At 35.9% G+C, this 17,467-nt stretch carries 8 protein-coding genes; all 8 read right to left on the bottom strand.

All coding sequences use genetic code 11. The features are described from left to right. Positions 1-11 precede the first annotated feature (11 nt). On the bottom strand, positions 12-2,621 hold the full coding sequence (locus DS742_RS23570; protein WP_117419404.1) for a DEAD/DEAH box helicase family protein: 2,610 nt from the start codon (positions 2,619-2,621) through the stop codon (positions 12-14). Between the two features lies 1 nt (position 2,622). After that, on the bottom strand, positions 2,623-4,566 hold the full coding sequence (locus tag DS742_RS23575; RefSeq protein ID WP_117419405.1) for a DNA methyltransferase: 1,944 nt from the start codon (positions 4,564-4,566) through the stop codon (positions 2,623-2,625). Continuing rightward, on the bottom strand, positions 4,567-4,785 hold the full coding sequence (locus DS742_RS23580) for a helix-turn-helix domain-containing protein (RefSeq protein WP_037607075.1): 219 nt from the start codon (positions 4,783-4,785) through the stop codon (positions 4,567-4,569). Between the two features lie 102 nt (positions 4,786-4,887). Continuing rightward, a complete protein-coding gene (locus tag DS742_RS23585) occupies positions 4,888-5,496 on the bottom strand; it encodes a hypothetical protein (protein ID WP_117419406.1) in 609 nt (202 codons plus the stop codon). A 174-nt stretch (positions 5,497-5,670) separates the two neighbouring features. Continuing rightward, on the bottom strand, positions 5,671-6,330 hold the full coding sequence (locus DS742_RS23590) for a DNA-binding protein (protein WP_117419407.1): 660 nt from the start codon (positions 6,328-6,330) through the stop codon (positions 5,671-5,673). A gap of 56 nt (positions 6,331-6,386) precedes the next feature. After that, positions 6,387-14,708 (bottom strand): helicase-like domain-containing protein, encoded by an 8,322-nt coding sequence (locus DS742_RS23595; RefSeq protein WP_117419408.1) that lies wholly within the window; start codon positions 14,706-14,708, stop codon positions 6,387-6,389. A gap of 2 nt (positions 14,709-14,710) precedes the next feature. After that, entirely contained in the window at positions 14,711-15,643 is a 933-nt protein-coding gene (locus tag DS742_RS23600; protein WP_437126208.1) for a DNA cytosine methyltransferase, read from the bottom strand. A 70-nt stretch (positions 15,644-15,713) separates the two neighbouring features. After that, positions 15,714-17,426, bottom strand: coding sequence for a DNA topoisomerase 3 (locus tag DS742_RS23605; protein ID WP_117419410.1), 1,713 nt, complete (start codon positions 17,424-17,426; stop codon positions 15,714-15,716). Positions 17,427-17,467 lie beyond the last annotated feature (41 nt).

Genomic DNA, 17,467 nt, shown 5'->3' on the forward strand with positions numbered 1-17,467 from the left:
CAATTATTTCTTTATAATTTTACAATCCACTTATCAATCGCTTTTTCAAATTCCTCCATTCTATTATCATTATTAAAGAACGGGAATCCGATTATTTTATAATCATCTGCAAATAATCCTTTAACTGAATGCTCTTTTTCAATCTGCATTGAGAATGCTTCTTTCCAGGCATCCTGTTCCAAAAGTTGATTTCCTTTAGGCTCAACATATCCTTGGTAGGTGAGACTGCCTTCGTTTCTTTTCTTCCTTACAAATAGCAAAAAGTCAGGTTCAAATCGCTCTCCGGCTTCAAAAGAATATATAGCCAATTCAGGAATTCTTTCATTCCTAACAACATAGTATTCTAAATTCTTTTCCTTCAGCTTTGGCTCTATATTGGTTTTGAAATACTTTACAAAAAGCTTTTCTTCGCTCGTTCCGTAGTTGTCATTAAATACATACCAACTCTCATTCGTTAAGTCTAATCTGTATTCTTCATTTGAACAGTTGTTTTGAGAATTTCCTTTTCCACCGTTTCCTTCAATTGACCCTAAGCTGATTTTCTTGTCTTTCAAAATCACTTTAAGCTGCTTAGGTTCAAATTCTTTAGACCCTACATATTCAGGCTTGATAGCCATAACATGCGATGCAACTTTTACTAAGGCGTGCTTCACAGCTGAAAATAAAATCTTTCCATTAACCTCATCTTGAAAATATGTTATTTCCACATTAGAGTTTCCAAGAAACTCATCTGAAGTTAAAAACTCCCTCATTGATTTTAGAGATGGATATTTTTCTTTAAGTATGTCAAAACGAAGCTCCTCAAAGCATTCTATAGCCCCAAGCAAAATATTATAATCTATATCCTTGAATTTAATACTCTTCAGATTTGTCTTAATGGTACTTGAGTTTGCAGTATCATCGCCTATAAGATTTACAATATTACCTTTGCCAGAAAGAGCTGTGTAGTAATATGTTTTTGTTCTCATACTCGGTTCAAGAGAATGTACTTCATCTCGTCCCTTCAACAATCTCTTATTAGAAAATACATAGCTCTTCTTATAAAAATCACTATCCTTAAACTCATCTTTAAGTCTGTATTCCAAAATGATTGGATCAGGTGCCTGCAATCCTGTTTCTATAAGGGCATTCTTCAATTCTGATATATATCTGGAGTCGTTTTTACTGTGAAAATACATTGTTTCCAAAATACGATTAGGATTCGATATATCGCCATCAAATTTTCTTTTAAATTTAAGTTCCTCATCATCTACAACGAATGGGCAATATCTCGCACCTCTTCCAATAAGCTGCGCTTCTTTAATTGTATAGCTTCCTATCTTTCCACCTGATTTACTTTGTCTTGTATCATACAGACGGACTATATCAAAGAGGTTGAGTACATCCCATCCTTCGTTTAACATATCTACCGCAAAGATAAGTCTAATCGGATTATCAAGATCTTCCAGAGAATTGACTAACAACTGATTTTCCTTGTTATTATCCGAAGAGCCATTCATTATTATCGAAGTATTTTCAGTAAATGCGGTCTTAATTGACTGCTCCAAAAGTTCCAAAGTATCATCCTTATCTTTAAAATAATTTATCGCTTCCGTCAATTTTTCAATTCCAACTAATTCTAAGTTCTGAATTTCGTAACTTGTCAACTCCTTTACTTTTTTAAAAAATTCATCATAGAAACTTTTTGACTCATCTATTTTTTGTGATTTAAGCATAACCACAGGCTTAATATTGAGTTTTAAGTCCGCAAACAAAAACCTCCTGTACTCACTCATTACGAGAGCCATAAGTGTTCTTACCCATAAATCAGTATCTGTTGCGAAGTTCTGGAAGTCTTTTGTATATCCGCTTTCCCTAAAAGAAATAAGCGGATAGTTAAAGATGATTTTATCCTTATATTTCTGTAACACGTTTGCATCTTTTAAATCACAAGTAGCCGTGAATTCAAGCATAATGCTATCTCTATTTCGTGATAAAGCATTTGTAACAGAGTATTCCCAGCTTTTGGCAGCTTCTTCTTCGTCTTTAGTAGGTTTCTTAGTTAGTGAATTGATATGATGGCTCTCATCAGAAATAAAAACTACTTTATTATTCTCAAAGTCATCATAAGTCAGTGAATTTTCTTTCGCTTCACATAAGTCCATATGAAGTTTTTGCGTAGTAGTAAACAATATTTCGATATCATCATCCAAAATATTACCGCTAAAGTTTTCTACCCTTTTTATCTTGACCTTTTTTCCTAAGTACTCTACAACATCATTGAATAGATACTTATTTGAAAGTGGATTGATAAAATTATCAATCGTCTTTTCAAGAACATTTGTCTGATTTACGAAGAATGAAAACTTCCTATATCCCTTTGTATACAAGTACAATATCAGACCTGCCATAATGACAGTTTTACCACTACCTGTAGCCATATGAAAAAGAGTATGGACTTGCTTGTTTTTTCTTAATCCGTCATTATCAAAATATAAAGCAAAGTTTGTAAAAGCATCAATTTGATATTCTCTTAGAGAAATTCTCTTTGATAGTCCGCTTTTTATAATTTCAGGAAAGTCGACATTCATACCAACTTCTTTTGCGACATCTAATTTTTCGTATAAAAACTGTCCCGCCATATTAGACCTCCGCATAGAAAGATTTTGTGAACGCCTTGTCCGACTCACTTATATCATAACTTTCATCGTCCATATCCGAGTAATTTACATAGAGTTTATTCTTATCGACTAAGCTGATAAGAGCTTTTTTCTTTTCTTGAAGTTCAAGTGAATTAAATTCTTCATCAGCTTTCTTAAGCTCTTCCCTTGTGATATATGGAACAATACGCTCATCAGCATATATTTCATTCTTTATTTCAGAGATTATTTCTTCTGAAGCTTCCTGAATCTTTTTAATGAGTGTACTTGCGTTTTCAAGAAGCTCGCAATAAACAAATGATCCTCCGCCTTGCCAATCGACAGATTTTGATATACCTCCTTGTTCTCCATCTATCACTTTTTTCATTCTTTCAACAGTAATATCCTCGATATAGTCCATTTGCTCAACACCTATATATCTACGACCCATTTTATGAGCAACTGCACAGGTTGTTCCAGAACCTAAATGGAAGTCCATAATTAAGTCTCCTACCCCCGATGAAACATTGATAATATTTGATATAAGTAGTTCTGGCTTAGGGTTGTCAAAAGCTTTATCATCATTTGTTATGTTGAATAATTTTCTTAACTCTTCTGTCGCATCTTGATTTTGCCCCCAATCAAGTAATAAATCAGTTATAGTCTTGCCTGATTTTTCCTCTTCTTCCGTTTTATATCTTCTAAAGGAATTGTTTGCAGTAATATAAAGTAAATCTAAATCACAAAATTTAGTAATTTCTTCTTGTGAATTTCTATATTTAGCAATTGCTTCAAAATCATTTGTTACTCTACCATTTTTAATATAAACATCTTGTAAAAATTCAGTTGACATTGTTTTATTTTGGTAAATACCTTTCTTTATTACTGAATTTTTATCTCCCATATATCTTATGCCTGCTTTAATCTTCATTGATACTGCTTTATTTGAAGCATTATCAATACGCTTAGTAGCATCACTTTGCGCTCCCATCTGTAATTTACCTACATTTTTTTGTTCTTTTGCATATACTAAAACAGATTCCATAACTCCAGCTATCCTAGATAGAAATGAAGGCTGCTTTTTCTTTTTCCAGTGCAAATGACCAATAAAATTTTCTCTTCCAAACAATTCATCCATTAGAATATTTAGATATGGCAAAGCTGATGTTCCTACAATACCATTGGCATTTTGTCTTGAAGAATCTATAGAAATAAAGATTAAACCATCTTTTGATAATAATCTTTGAGCTAATTCAAGCCTATTTTTCATAAACGCTAGCCATGTAGAATAGGAGAATGAATCATTATAGCCAAAACTATCTGATCCTGTATTATATGGTGGATCAATGTAAATGCACTTAACTTTGCCTTCGTATCGTTTTAGTAAGCTCGAAAGTGCAATCAAGTTATTCCCTTTGATAATCAAGTTGTCATTCTCATTAAAAGTAATATTTTCTTCGACTCCATCTTTCGTATATCTCTTTGCGTTCGTAAACACTTTCGGAGCAAGCATTTTACTAATTTCATCACTTGCTATAGTCTCATTGTAGAAAATCTCTTTACGCTTCTGATCTTCCTTGTCCTGACCACCTTCAAGGACACAATCTTTATATGGAAAGTCTAATACCACATCATTAGACTTTGAGATGAAGTCTCCGCCATTAGTTAATCCGATTTTATTTGTATATTTCGTATATGAGTCCGGTAAGAATTCCTTAGACTCAATAAACCAGGCAAATTTCTGCTTGTCAAAAACAAGTGTGCCGTTTACATTCTCAAAAAATCTTTCTTTGATTTTTTCATCAGATAAAAGTAAAGACAATAATTCTTTGTTCATAGTCATTACATCGCTATAAACAATCGCCTTGAGCAATTTACCATCATCAGAAATATATTTTGAATTTGTATTTAATACTTCCTCGACTATTTCAAAAATATTTTTATTCATTTATTTATCCTCCAAGCTATTTTTTTCAATACAGATTAAATCCCCAATATCTGTTCCAAGTTCTTCACAAATTTTCCCTATAATCGTAAGCGATACGGCATCTCCCCTAACCATTTTTGAAATTGTAGTAGGCGATACCCCCGTTTTATCAATAAGGTCTTTTTTCTTCATATTCTTATCTATTAGAGTCTTCCAAAGTCCATTGTAATTGAATTTCATTTTTATTTTTCCTCGCTCCATATATGTGGATTTTTTATCCATAATATTGTAACATATTCTCCGCAATATTTCTATTCCATAAAAAGAGCTTTTCGTACCGCTCTAATCCAAGTGATATTTCTCCACTATTGATTTATTGATTTTGTATGCGTCCTCTAAATCTTCATCCCAGCATTCACTACCAATGGCTTTCATTGTCCTTAACAGCTCATATATCTTCTGTCTTGAAAATGGCTGTTTATTGTTTTTAAATCCGCGATATGTAGAATAACTTATACCTGCTCTTTCACAGATAACTCGCATATTAAAATTCTCCGACTGAACAATAAGCAATTCTTCTAAGGTAGAGTCATCACTATCTGTTTTACCCTTATAAGAAAAGTTCCACGCTAATCCTCTAAAATTAGCCCTTGTTTCATACTTAGAATAATCGGAATAATCAAGTTTCCCTTTATTTATCAATTCAGTCCATTCTTTATCACTAATCTCTATTTCTCTTGCGGTAAGTTCGCAGTATTCATCATCTGCAAGGTCATCTTTATGTTCCCTATAAAAGCGATATGCCTCTGTAATACTTGCAGTTATAAATGAAGGGTCTTCTCCGTCAACTGATATAATCGGATTCATATCACCAGGGAAGTCATTTTCTTCATCCCAGCTAACTATTTCACTAAATTCAATTTCGTAAATACTTCTAATCTTCTTTTCCATTTTTTTATCTCCTTTTTTGTAATGCAAATTTGTATTATCTTTGTTTTTCTATATAGTAATACTTTTTTGCATTAGTATCAATGCCTTTTTAATACATTTTTGCATTTATATTTTAAAAAATGTGTCCTAACAAAAAAAAAAGCCGGTGCAGTCCGAAGACTGACCGACAAATTCTTATCTTTCTGCTTCTTTGGAAGCTTCTTTTTTCTCAATAGGCTTTGCTTTTTCTTCCGCCTTAAACTTCTTAATTGCTCCAAGGACAGACTCTTTCTTTTCTTCCTGGCTTTTCATCTGCTCTTTGGCTTTCAAGAGCTTAGAAGCAAGTATCCTCACATTCGTATGCTCTTTACCATTATCATCAATAGATTTTCGCTCCTGACCGAAAATCTTTACAAAATCTCCCTGCTTAAAGTCCTTTGGAATATCGCCCTTTTCTCCATAAGCAGAGCAATTCGTATAATACTTATTACCATCATCGTCCTTTGACACAACGGAGAAATTAACTACCTTAAAAGCTTCTCCGTTCTTGTTTTCTCGTTCTACTACCTCGACTTCGCCTACCACATTTCCGACAATATTTACCAGATCGTTATCCTCTTTCTCAAGGCTCGAATTTTCCTTAATCTGACCGCTTTCACGAAGTTCATCAATCATATAGTCAAATTCTTCGTTAAGCAGTGTTAATGAGTCGTTGTTTGTGTAGTTGTCATACAATATATCCAGTGCTTCCTTGTCATTCACACCCTTTTCAAAACTGATTAGAGCCTTTGTAAAGTCTTCGTAGTTCTCGTTTGCCATCTGCTCGATGGTATTTCTCATTTCCTTGTAATTCATTATTCATACCTCCATATTTGTTGTTAAAAGCGAATAAGGAACTTAAATCAAACCCCTTATCGTTCATCGTGTTCTTTTGATTTTGTATCTTTTACTTCTTTTTCTTTCTGCTCTGACTGAAATGACTTAATCTGCCCTAAGATAGATGGCTTTTCCTCCTTTGCGTGGAGATTATCTTCCACATCGTAGGTAGTCTCAAAGTAGTCGCTATCCCTAAAGTCATTATCATACCTGTCAGGCACTCCATCATTATCCAAATCCTTTGCAAGCGGATCATAGAAATTGCCCTCATCATCAATTTCAAGTCCTAACACTTGCTTTAATTCTTCCTCATCAACAGAAACAAATGCACTAAATTCGCCGTTTTCCATTTCAAACTTCATGCAATCAAGAGCCTTTTCTTCGCTGCCGTTTTCTTTTACATAATCGTAATGACTTATCTCTTTGCCGTTTACAAGCTGCGTAGCCGTAAAATCCTCAAGATTAAGTTCAAACTGTATCTCATGCTTTTCATCAGGTGTATTCGTATAGGCAATGCCTATATGCTTTAAATCAGGGTATAGCGTATTAAATTCATCATATCTATGATTTTCTTCATACTCTCTGTTGCAGAAGTCAATAATAGCTCTTTTCACATCTTCCACTAATGGATTTGGATTTTCTTTTTCTTCCACCTCTCCCATATCAAGGAGCTTATTTAATTCCGCCAGTCTTAATACCTTAGTTTTCAGTTCATCCGCCTTTTCAAAAGGCTTTTTTAATTCCTCTTTTGCATTTTCAAGCTGCTCTTTGGTACTAATGAGTTTTTCTTCAAGTCTCTTTAATTTTTCAGGCATTTTCTCAAGGGCATTATCAAGTCTTGTAATGTTACCGTCTGCACTTGTTCCAAGCTCTCCTACTGTTTTAGAAGCACCATTTAAGCTGAAATTATGCTCATTGGTAAAAAAGTTGTAGCTCACTTCCAAATCCATATTTCGGTACTTACCGATGACCTTGCTCTCATTTACTTTTACTGTCTTTATGGTTTCAAGCAGCTTTTCGCCTGCTTCTTTTTTATCCGTTATCTTCACTCCGTTAATGATTATAGAAGTAAACTTGTTTTCTCCATCTCCTTGCGGTTCTATGCTTGATATATCCTTTTTAACAGCTTCAATAAGTTTCTCAAGCTTTGCGATTTCATGAGGATAGGTTTTTGCAACCTTATCTTCCAAGCGATAGCGATTTGACTTGTAATTGGCTTCAAGCATTTTAAGCTTCGTAACCTCATTATCCAAGTCCATTTTTTCTTTGATTTTCGGATCACCTGTTGCAAGGGCTTTAATCTCCGCATAGTTAAGGGAACTTTCATCCACATCTTCCGCCACTCTGACAGGAGTCTTTGAAGTCATAATCTGAGAAATGAATTTTTGCTTATTCTCTATGGTCTGCCAAAGGTAAGCATCAAAGGTGTTCTCGGTAATGTAACGATAGATATTAACTTCTTTATTTTCATTTCCCTGACGGACAATTCTACCCGCACGCTGCTCAAGGTCTGCCGGTCTCCACGGCACATCCAAATCGTGCATTGCAATCAGCTTATTTTGCACATTAGTACCTGCTCCCATCTTTTGAGTCGAACCCATTAAGATACGGATTTCTCCTTTTCTTACCTTTGCAAAAAGCTCATCCTTTTGCTTATCGGAATTAGCTTCATGGATAAAGGCGATTTCTTCTTTTGGTATTCCCATTGCCACAAGCTTATCCCTTATATCATCATAGATATTAAACTCTCCGTCTCCCTTTGGTGTAGACATATCCGAGAAAAGAAGCTGTGTAGATTTATTCTCTTTTGTCTTATCCCAAATGGCAAAGACATTTTTCACGCAGACATTGACCTTGCTATCAGGATTATCAGGAAGCAAAGGATTGATTAAACGCTGATCTAAGGCAAGTTTCTTACCGTCATTGGTAATCTTCAGCATATTATCTTCTTCAGGCTCTACTTCCCTATTTCTGACCTTATCCGCTCTTTCAGACAAACCTTTTAATATCTCTTTTTGCTCATCACTCGGCATTGTCTTAACAACTTCATAGTGGGCTTCAGGTGTAGGAAGATTTAACATATCCGCGGTTTGAATATCTGCCACTTCCTTAAACATACTCATAAGCTCCGGAAGATTATAGAACTTAGAAAATCTTGTCTTTACTCTATATCCGGTTCCTTCAGGAGAAAGCTCAAATGCTGACTGTGTTTCTCCAAAGGTAGAAGCCCATGAGTCGAAATGCTCCAATCCATTTTTCTTAAGGTCTTCATACTGCAAGTATCTTTGCATAGTGTAAAGCTCCGTCATCGAGTTGCTGACAGGCGTTCCTGTGGCAAAGACGATACCTTTCCCGTTTGTCATCTCGTCCATATAACGGCACTTCATAAACATATCGGATGACTTAAAGGCTTCGGATTGTCCAATGCCAGCTACATTTCTCATCTTCGTATAAAGATAAAGGTTCTTGTAATTATGGGCTTCGTCCACTATCAGCTTATCAACGCCAAGCTCTTCAAAGGTAATGACATCATCTTTCTTGAAATCATCATTTAGTTTTTCAAGCCTTGCCTCTAACTTCTTTCTTGTCTTTTGTAGCTCTTTAACTGTGAAATTCTGATTTCTGTCGTGCTTGTATTCTTCAACATAGTTAATGATTTCATCAATCTGATCCTGAATATGTTTTTGTTGATATTCTTTACTCATCGGGATTTTTTCAAACTGACTATGCCCGATTATTACCGCATCATACTCGCCTGTTGCAATCTTTCCGATAAATCTTTTTCTGTTTTTTGGCTCAAAATCTTTCTTATCAGCCACCATAATATTGGCGGACGGATAAAGCTGCATAAACTCTCTTCCGATTTGTCCAGTCAAGTGATTGGGAACAACAAATAAAGACTTCGTACACATTCCAAGCCTTTTTGCTTCCATAGAGCTTGCTACCATTTCAAAAGTCTTGCCGGCACCTACCACATGAGCAAGAAGTGAATTTCCGCCATAAAGAATTCTTGCAATAGCGTTTCTTTGATGTTCATATAGGTCAATTCCCTCGCCCATCCCCTCAAAGGTTAAATTACTGCCGTCATACTCACGGTTTCGGATTGAATTGAATTTCTCGTTATATACCTTTACAAGTCTGTTCCTTCGCTCCTGATCGTTAAATATCCAGTTCTTAAACTCTTCTTTCAGAAGCTCCTGTTTTTGTCCTGCAAGCATCGTTTCTTTTTTATTTAAGACCGATGTTTTAGAGCCGTCAGGATTTATTATCTGGTCAAATACCTTTGTTTCCTTTAAGTTTAGAGCATCTTCAATCAGCTTGTAGGCACTCACTCTTCCTGTACCATAAGTCATTTCAGCAAGGTCGTTGCCCCTATCTTTACTTTTCCCCTCAACATTCCATTCACTTGTAAGATGAGAAAACTTAACCTTTATATCCCATCTTGCCCAGCCCGGTGTCTTTAAGGTTTCAAAGACAAATCGTTCAATATCCTTTGTAGGTATCCAGGTAGCACCGAGTCTTACATTTATCTCGCTTGCTTCAAGTTCTTTCGGCATAACCTTTTGAAGCTCTGCCTTTTGAAATTCAAGGCGGTTTAATTCATTTGCAAGCAATTCCTTTTCATCCGTATTTTCATCCGGAAGCATTCTTTGTGCCTGGCTTAACCTTGCAATATAGCTATCCACAATACCTATCTTTTCTCTGATATTTCCGCTTAGATACTCATCTTTTGTTACATAGGCATACTTAAAGGAATTATTCTCATCACTACAGCTAAACGGCAAATCGCCGTCTTCAAGGTCAAATGAAAGTTTCTGATTAAACCTTGTATTCTCCTCTCGAATATTTAGGAAAATTTCTCCTCTAAGTTCCGAAATGATAGTGCTTCTGTCCTTATCCGTTAGACCTTGCATATATTCAAAGTCCACATATCCCTTTTGGGAAATGGAAAGCACCAAGGCTTCAAGTGAGGTATCCACATGGTCAATTACTCTTGCCTTTGTGATAGTACGCTTGGAGAAAATATCTCCCTTTGCCTTAAAGTTATCTTCCTCATCAAGTATCTCAATGGATGATACAAGAGGAAAATTACTGTCTTCTCTTAAAGCTCTTGTGTTTGAAAGGTTATTTACAAAGCCGTGCTTTTTAGAAAAGCTGTCATAGACCTCATTTAATTTCTCCTGAGAAGCCTTTATCTCTTCATCTGTAAAATCGTCCTTTTGGCTTTTGATAACATCTTTTAAGGCTTCATTCAGCTTGAGATAGTCCTTAATCTTTTCTTTGTTCTTATCCGACACCTCTTTTTTTATAAAGAGCGAGTTTTCCCTGTAATACACATCGTTATCAATAACGGTATAGGAAAAGTTTTTGACATCGTCCGTTGCCGGAATGGAAGTTATCTCATCATCAAGAAGCTCTATCTCCTCATACTTACTATATTTAGAGATTTCCTTACTTGCCTTTTCAAGGCTCTCTCTTAAATCGGTATTTTCTTTTGGAAGACAGGAAATAGTATTTCCAAATCGTCCCGATACTTCACGCATTGTGCCAAGCACCATTTCAGGATGCTCTACAAAGTATTTATTGTAGGTTAGCCCATTTTCATCTTCAGCTAAATGTACCCAGGGCTCATCACGCTCAAGAACGCTGTCTCTTTTCTTTAAGAAGATAATATCGCTTGTTACTTCTGTTCCTGCTACTCCCTTAAAAGTGTCGTTTGGAAGCCTGATTGCTCCTAAAAACTCAGCCCTTGCATTTATATATTTTCTGATGCTTTCATCTTTCTTATCCATTGTTCCGCTTGATGTGATAAAGGCGATAATACCGCCATTTCTAACCTTGTCGATGGATTTTGCAAAGAAATAGTCATGGATTAAGAAGTTATTTCGGTTATACTCTCTGTCATTAACCTTAAATTCTCCGAAAGGTACATTCCCGATTGCTACATCAAAGAAATTGTTGGAAAAGCTTGTTTCTTCAAATCCCTTTACCTGTATATCGCTATTGGGATAAAGAAGCTTTCCGATACGACCGCTGACAGAGTCAAGCTCAATTCCGTAAAACTTTGACTTACTCATTTCATCCGGAAGATTTCCGATAAAGTTTCCAACTCCCATACTCGGCTCTAAGATGTTGCCGCTGTTAAAGCCCATATCTGAAAGTGTCTTATATACGCCGTCAATAACTGTTTTAGGCGTAAAAAAGGCAGTTAAGGTTGACTCCTTAGCTGCTTCGTATTCTAAAGGTGATAGATTTTCTTTTAGGAATTTTCTTGCGGTCTCCCACTGACCGCCCTTTTCTTCATCGAATACTTCAGAAAGTCCGCCCCAGCCGACATATTTTGCTAATACTTCCTGTGCTGTATTGTCAAGCTCTCTCTCTCCCTTTTCAACTCTTTTTAGCATTGAGATGGCTTCCAGGTTATTGTTTAACCTTTCACTTGGTGTGAGCTTTTCAGGTAAAATCTCCTCTGTAATTTTGAAATTGGAAGCTTTCTCTTTTGGTTTATCCTCAAGTCCGAATAGTCTTTCCAAATCACTTTCAAGCCTATATGGGATAACCTCTGAGCCGGTCATCATACCACCTAAATATTCCGCATTATCCTTTATGGTAATGGTCTTTAATCCACCGCCTATATCGTCAAATCTTGTTATGGTAAAGTCTTTATCTTTGTAATGGACTTCATCTCCAACAATAAGTTTCGGTCTTTCAAAACTTATCTTTCCCAAAAGCTCTTTTTCATTCACAAAGCTTACGATTGGCATTTGACGGTTGCCTTTCCTTACAGGATCAAGCCACAAATCATTTTTGTCGATAATTTCGTTCTTGCTTACCTCGTGAATGATATAGGCTTCGTTCTTCATATAGACTGTTCTTCCAGGAGATAAATCCAATTTAGACTCTGTAGCAGCTTCTTCCTTTTCTTCGCTTAGATATTCAAAAATATTTCCTTGAACGGCTTCTTGATTTTCTAATGCAATATCACTTTCTATCGCATAATCATTTATCTTAAAAGCTTCATATTTGCCACTATCTATTAGCTTATCTACTTTTTGACTTTCCTCGAAACTGCTTCCACGATTAAGAGAGTATTCTTTTCCCTCAATAGCAACTTTTCTTCCTGTATCTTCAAGACTAATAGCAAAGCCGTCTTTTTTACTTGCAAGAATAAATTCATTTCCGACTTTAATTGCCACTTTCTCAAATTCGTTATCTGAAGCTATTTCTTTAAGGCTGTCCACAAATTCGCTCATCGTTACAAAGTCTATATTTTCCTTGAAGCTTTCAATCTGTTCTATACTCACCTCATCATTTACAAGGTAGCCTTTAAGCACATTGAATTTCGCAATATCAATGTCAAGGTTTTTGAGATATTGTATCTTCTCTGCTGTAACACCGTCTTTACCTTTGTTCCAGTCATCAATCAGCCATTTTAACTGCTCCATTTTCCAAACAGGAAGATTGGGCTCGGCAATTTCAGTGATTTCATTACCATAAAAATCATATTCTTTAATGGCACTTAAAATCTCATCTAACTGCTCATCATTAAAATCGCTGATGGAAATATTAGTGCCTTTAAGAGCTTCTTCAAGCTTACTTGTTGCAAGTCTGCTTACAGCTTCTTCTCTTGAAACCTCATATTCTTCCATAATTGAGATTGCTTCTTCAGCAAAATTAGGGCTTAATTCTTCTACATACTCATCCGGTAATTCATTTTCTGATGCTTTATGAATTATATCTTCTTCAAAACTAAGCTCGCCGTTAAAGACCATCTGAAGCTCTTCTTCGCTCATCTGCTTTTTAAGCTCTGTGTCTTTAAGTTCCCTAAATGTTTTCGGGAAATCTTCTAAGATAAGTCTTTGTGCATTTAACTCCTTTAGCTCCTCAAGATTGAAATATCCCCATTCAGGTTCAATCCCAAGTACAAGTCCAAAGGCATCGCCACTTTCTCTATCGTATTCCGTCATATACCAGGTCCAATTACTTCTAAATGGAATGATATATGCAGCGTGTACTTCCTTATCGGCAAGGGAGATACTTTCCTGCTCATAAAGTTTCGGCACTCTTTCAAGCATTTCATCAGTCATCAGCACATCGGGATTGTCTTTGGAATAGAAAAAGGAAGCATTTTCAGCTCCCTCTTGCATTTTTCCTATGCCGTTTTCTTCTACGCTTCGACTACTTCTTTGATTGTTATTTCTTTCAAGGCTGAAATCATCGCCTGATACTTTGGATCTTCCTCGCTTACTATATTCTGGGCTTTCAAGAGTTTCGGCTTCTCGTTCCTCATAAAGTTGATTGCTCTTTTCTGAATTTCCATTAAGTGAGATACCAGCTTCTTCTCTTTGTAAAGGTCGATTAGCATCTGATAGTTCGCTTCGTCCTTGCTCTCTGAAAGATACTCCAGTCTCATCACTGCGTAAGTCGGATTCGGAAATTCCTCCATAAAGATCTTCTCTTCTTCCAGGCTGCTTAGGGTCTTCTCCTTGATTATTGCTACTATCTCGTCCGTATTCTCCACTCCCGAAAATTCGGTTTCTTTGCTCATCATTTCTTTCGTCATCTGATCGAATAACATTATCATTTCCTCCTAAATCATTTAATTTAATTTCATTATAATCGGCACTAAGGTTCTTTGTCAGGTCTCGATTTTTAGAAAAATTTCTTGTTCTTCTTCTTGTCTCCTCAATGATGTGGCTGCAAGCATTTGAAATACAAGTACCGACACTCATTAAAGATATGTTGTCGATAGACTTAAAATTTTCTCTTAAATTATCCATCGGAAACGGATAATCAATATGAAATCTGTTTGAAACGGCATAAGCTACCGAATTTCTCATAAAGTTTGCAAATGAGTTTCTGTCTTCATCTGCAATTCTTAAATTGTTTGCAAGCTCGTAAATACTCTCATCAGCATATATTCGGCTCAAAGTATAAAGATTTTCAGTTAAACTATCGCTTGCCTCATATCCCTGCAAAGTAATCATGTCTTTTAAAGCTTCACCGTCATTTTCTTTATCAAAAGACCATAGCTTAACCTCGTTGACATTTCTGTCCATTGAAGTTGTCTGGCTGACATCGAAGATGTATCCGACCTTTTGAAATGCGTTACTGTTATTTAGGATTGGTATGCCCTTTTGCCCTCTCATAACAGTACGATTAAATCGTTCTCGCCATAAATCAAAGCTTGTGCAGGCTGTGGCATTCGGATTTTTATCATAGATACTTAATTGACTTAAAAAGTCGTATTTCTGATTGTTTCCGACAACCTTTAAGAGCTTCAGATATTCGCTTTCGCTATCTAAAATATCTCTTTTTACAAGCTCCATAATATTGTAAAAATCGTTCGTTCTCATTCTTACCTCCTGTATATTTCATTCAAAATCGCTTCAAGCACATTTACCACAATGCTGTTGCCTGCTTGCTTATAAAGAATAGATGATGTTTTACCCAGTCTTTTCGGATAAATGGCTCTTATCTTATCGAAATCCTCATCATCAAAACCCATAAGTCTTAGGCATTCCCTTTCCGTAAGATACCTGTACTTGCCGTTTCCTATATCTATAAGTCCCGAATTTGGCACTCTTACTTGCTTTGTGGAAATAGTATAGGCGTACTTTTCTATGACTTTTAAGCGACCTTTGAAGTTCTTATTTTTAGGATTACCCGATAAGTATCTGAGCATCGACTCCTGTCTTACTTCATAAAGGTCTGAAACACCTTTTTCAAGGAAATCAGCAATGCTTCTTGTTTCCACTTTTTTAAGAGCTTCAAAATCAAAATCATTTTGTCCGAGTAGGCTCACAACAAAGATACGCTTTCTGTTTTGCGAAATACCGAAATCCATCGCATTTAATATCTTGTATTTGCTCTCATATCCGAGCCTTTCCATTTCTTTTAGGTAATGAAAAAAGGAAGTTCTCATATTCTTATCGAGAACTCCCTTTACATTTTCCCAAAGGACAACCTTGGGCTTTTCTTTCATTTCTTCAATTATCCGTATCGTTTCAAATAACAGGCTGCTCCTTGTTCCACTTCCTTTTTCTCCGCCTTTTTTAAGTCCGCTACGGCTGAAATCTTGACAAGGACTTCCGTGCATTACAAAGTCTATTCTTTCATCCGGTGGATAATACTTCACTATATCCTGCGGCTTAAAATCTGCTCCATAAAGTGCGTTATAACTTTTTACACAGTTCTTATCAACTTCCACATAATCAATTATCCTATGTGGGATTTTTTGCCTTATGAATGCCTTTCTTATAGCACCGATGCCACCGAAAAGCTCCAACACATTTATCTCTTCTATCGTAATCACCTCCAATAAAATAAGGGAACAAGATAATCTCTCATTCCCTTAAAACTTACTTTCTGTATTTTTCTATTGTCTTTTTAATCTCAGCTTCAATTTCTTTTAGAAACTCGTCCTTACTTGCCTTTCCCTGTGCAATATCCGATAGCTTCATTTCCCATTCTGCCGTTGTCTTTGCGGACTTAAAGGCATCCTCAACAATGGTTATAAGGCTAATTCCTTTATGCGTTGCAACAAGATTTTTCTTATCTCTTTCGACAAATCCCTTAAAAATCAGATTTTCAATAATTCCTGCCCTTGTTGCCGGAGTGCCAAGTCCTTTTCTTTCCACTTCTACGCCTTTTTCTAAGGCATCATTTCCTGCAATCTCCATAGACTTTAATAGCGTATCTTCAGTAAAGTGTTTCGGAGGTTGGGTAAATTTTTCTTTAATCTCTTTATTTTCAACGCTTAAGACATCGCCAATGCTTACATCAGGAAGCTCCATATCTTCATCTTTTTTCGCCTTATATTCTCTAAGGTATTTTGTAAAGCCATCGTCTTTAATAACCTTTCCGGTACTCGTAAATTCAAAGCCGTCAAATTCAGCTATAATCTTCGTTGTATTCTCGATTAGTGGATAGCCTACACTTGCGTGAAGCTTATTAGAAATCAGCCTATATACCTTTGCTTCACTCTCAGGAATACTCGATAAATCTTCACTCAGCGAACTTACTGTCGGGATAATCGCATGATGATCTGTAACCTTTTTTGAATTAAACACCGTCTTGATACGCTCTATGTCAAAGTAATTTTTGCCCAAAATGTTATTGACGGTACTTGTAATCATATCTTCTGTTAAACACCTGCTGTCTGTTCTTGGATAAGTAATCAGTTTCTTTTCATACAGGTTTTGAGCATAGTCAAGTGTCTGCTTGGCACTATATCCAAAATATTTATTGCATTCCCTTTGAAGTGTTGTAAGGTCAAGAGGTAAATCAGGTTTAGTAATCTTTTCTTTTTGAATGACATCAGTTATTTCAATCTTATCGCCCACTAAATTTAAGAGCTGCTCTGCTGCGATTTCATCATCAATTATATCTGTTGATAGTGTAAAACCATCCATAGATAGCTCCACTGTATAGTATTTCTTTTTCTTGAAATTAGCTATCTCATCATCTCTTTTTACAATCATAGCAAGAGTCGGTGTCTGCACTCTGCCAACTGAATAATTTTGCTTATATAGGAAAGAATAGAGCCTACTGATGTTCATTCCGACAAGCCAGTCTGCAATGGCTCTTGCCTGTGCCGATTCAAAGAGATTATCATAGTCCTTTCCATCTTTTAGGTTATCGAAGCCCTCTTTAATTGCACTATCTTCCATAGATGAAATCCAAAGACGCTGCATTTTCTTTTTGCATTTAGCTTCGTTATATACAAGTCTAAATATGCTTTCTCCTTCACGACCTGCATCGCAAGCATTGATAACCATATCCATCTCTTTATCGTTCATCAACTTTTTAAGGATAGCAAATTGCTTCTTAGTTGCCTTTGCCACATCATACTTATATTCCTTTGGAACAATCGGTAAATCAGCCATATTCCATTTTGCATATTTTTCATCATAAGCATCCGGATTTGCCATCTGAATTAAATGTCCAACGCACCATGATACTTTATAGCCGTTTCCCTCATAATATCCGTCTTTTTTATTTTTCGCTCCGATAACCTTGGCGATAGATATAGCTACGCTCGGTTTTTCCGCTATCACAAGTTTATGTTCCATATATATTTTCCCTCCTGTTTCAATAAAAAAGAGCGAAAGAT

Source organism: Lacrimispora amygdalina (assembly GCF_003432035.1).
GTDB classification, from domain to species: domain Bacteria; phylum Bacillota; class Clostridia; order Lachnospirales; family Lachnospiraceae; genus Lacrimispora; species Lacrimispora amygdalina.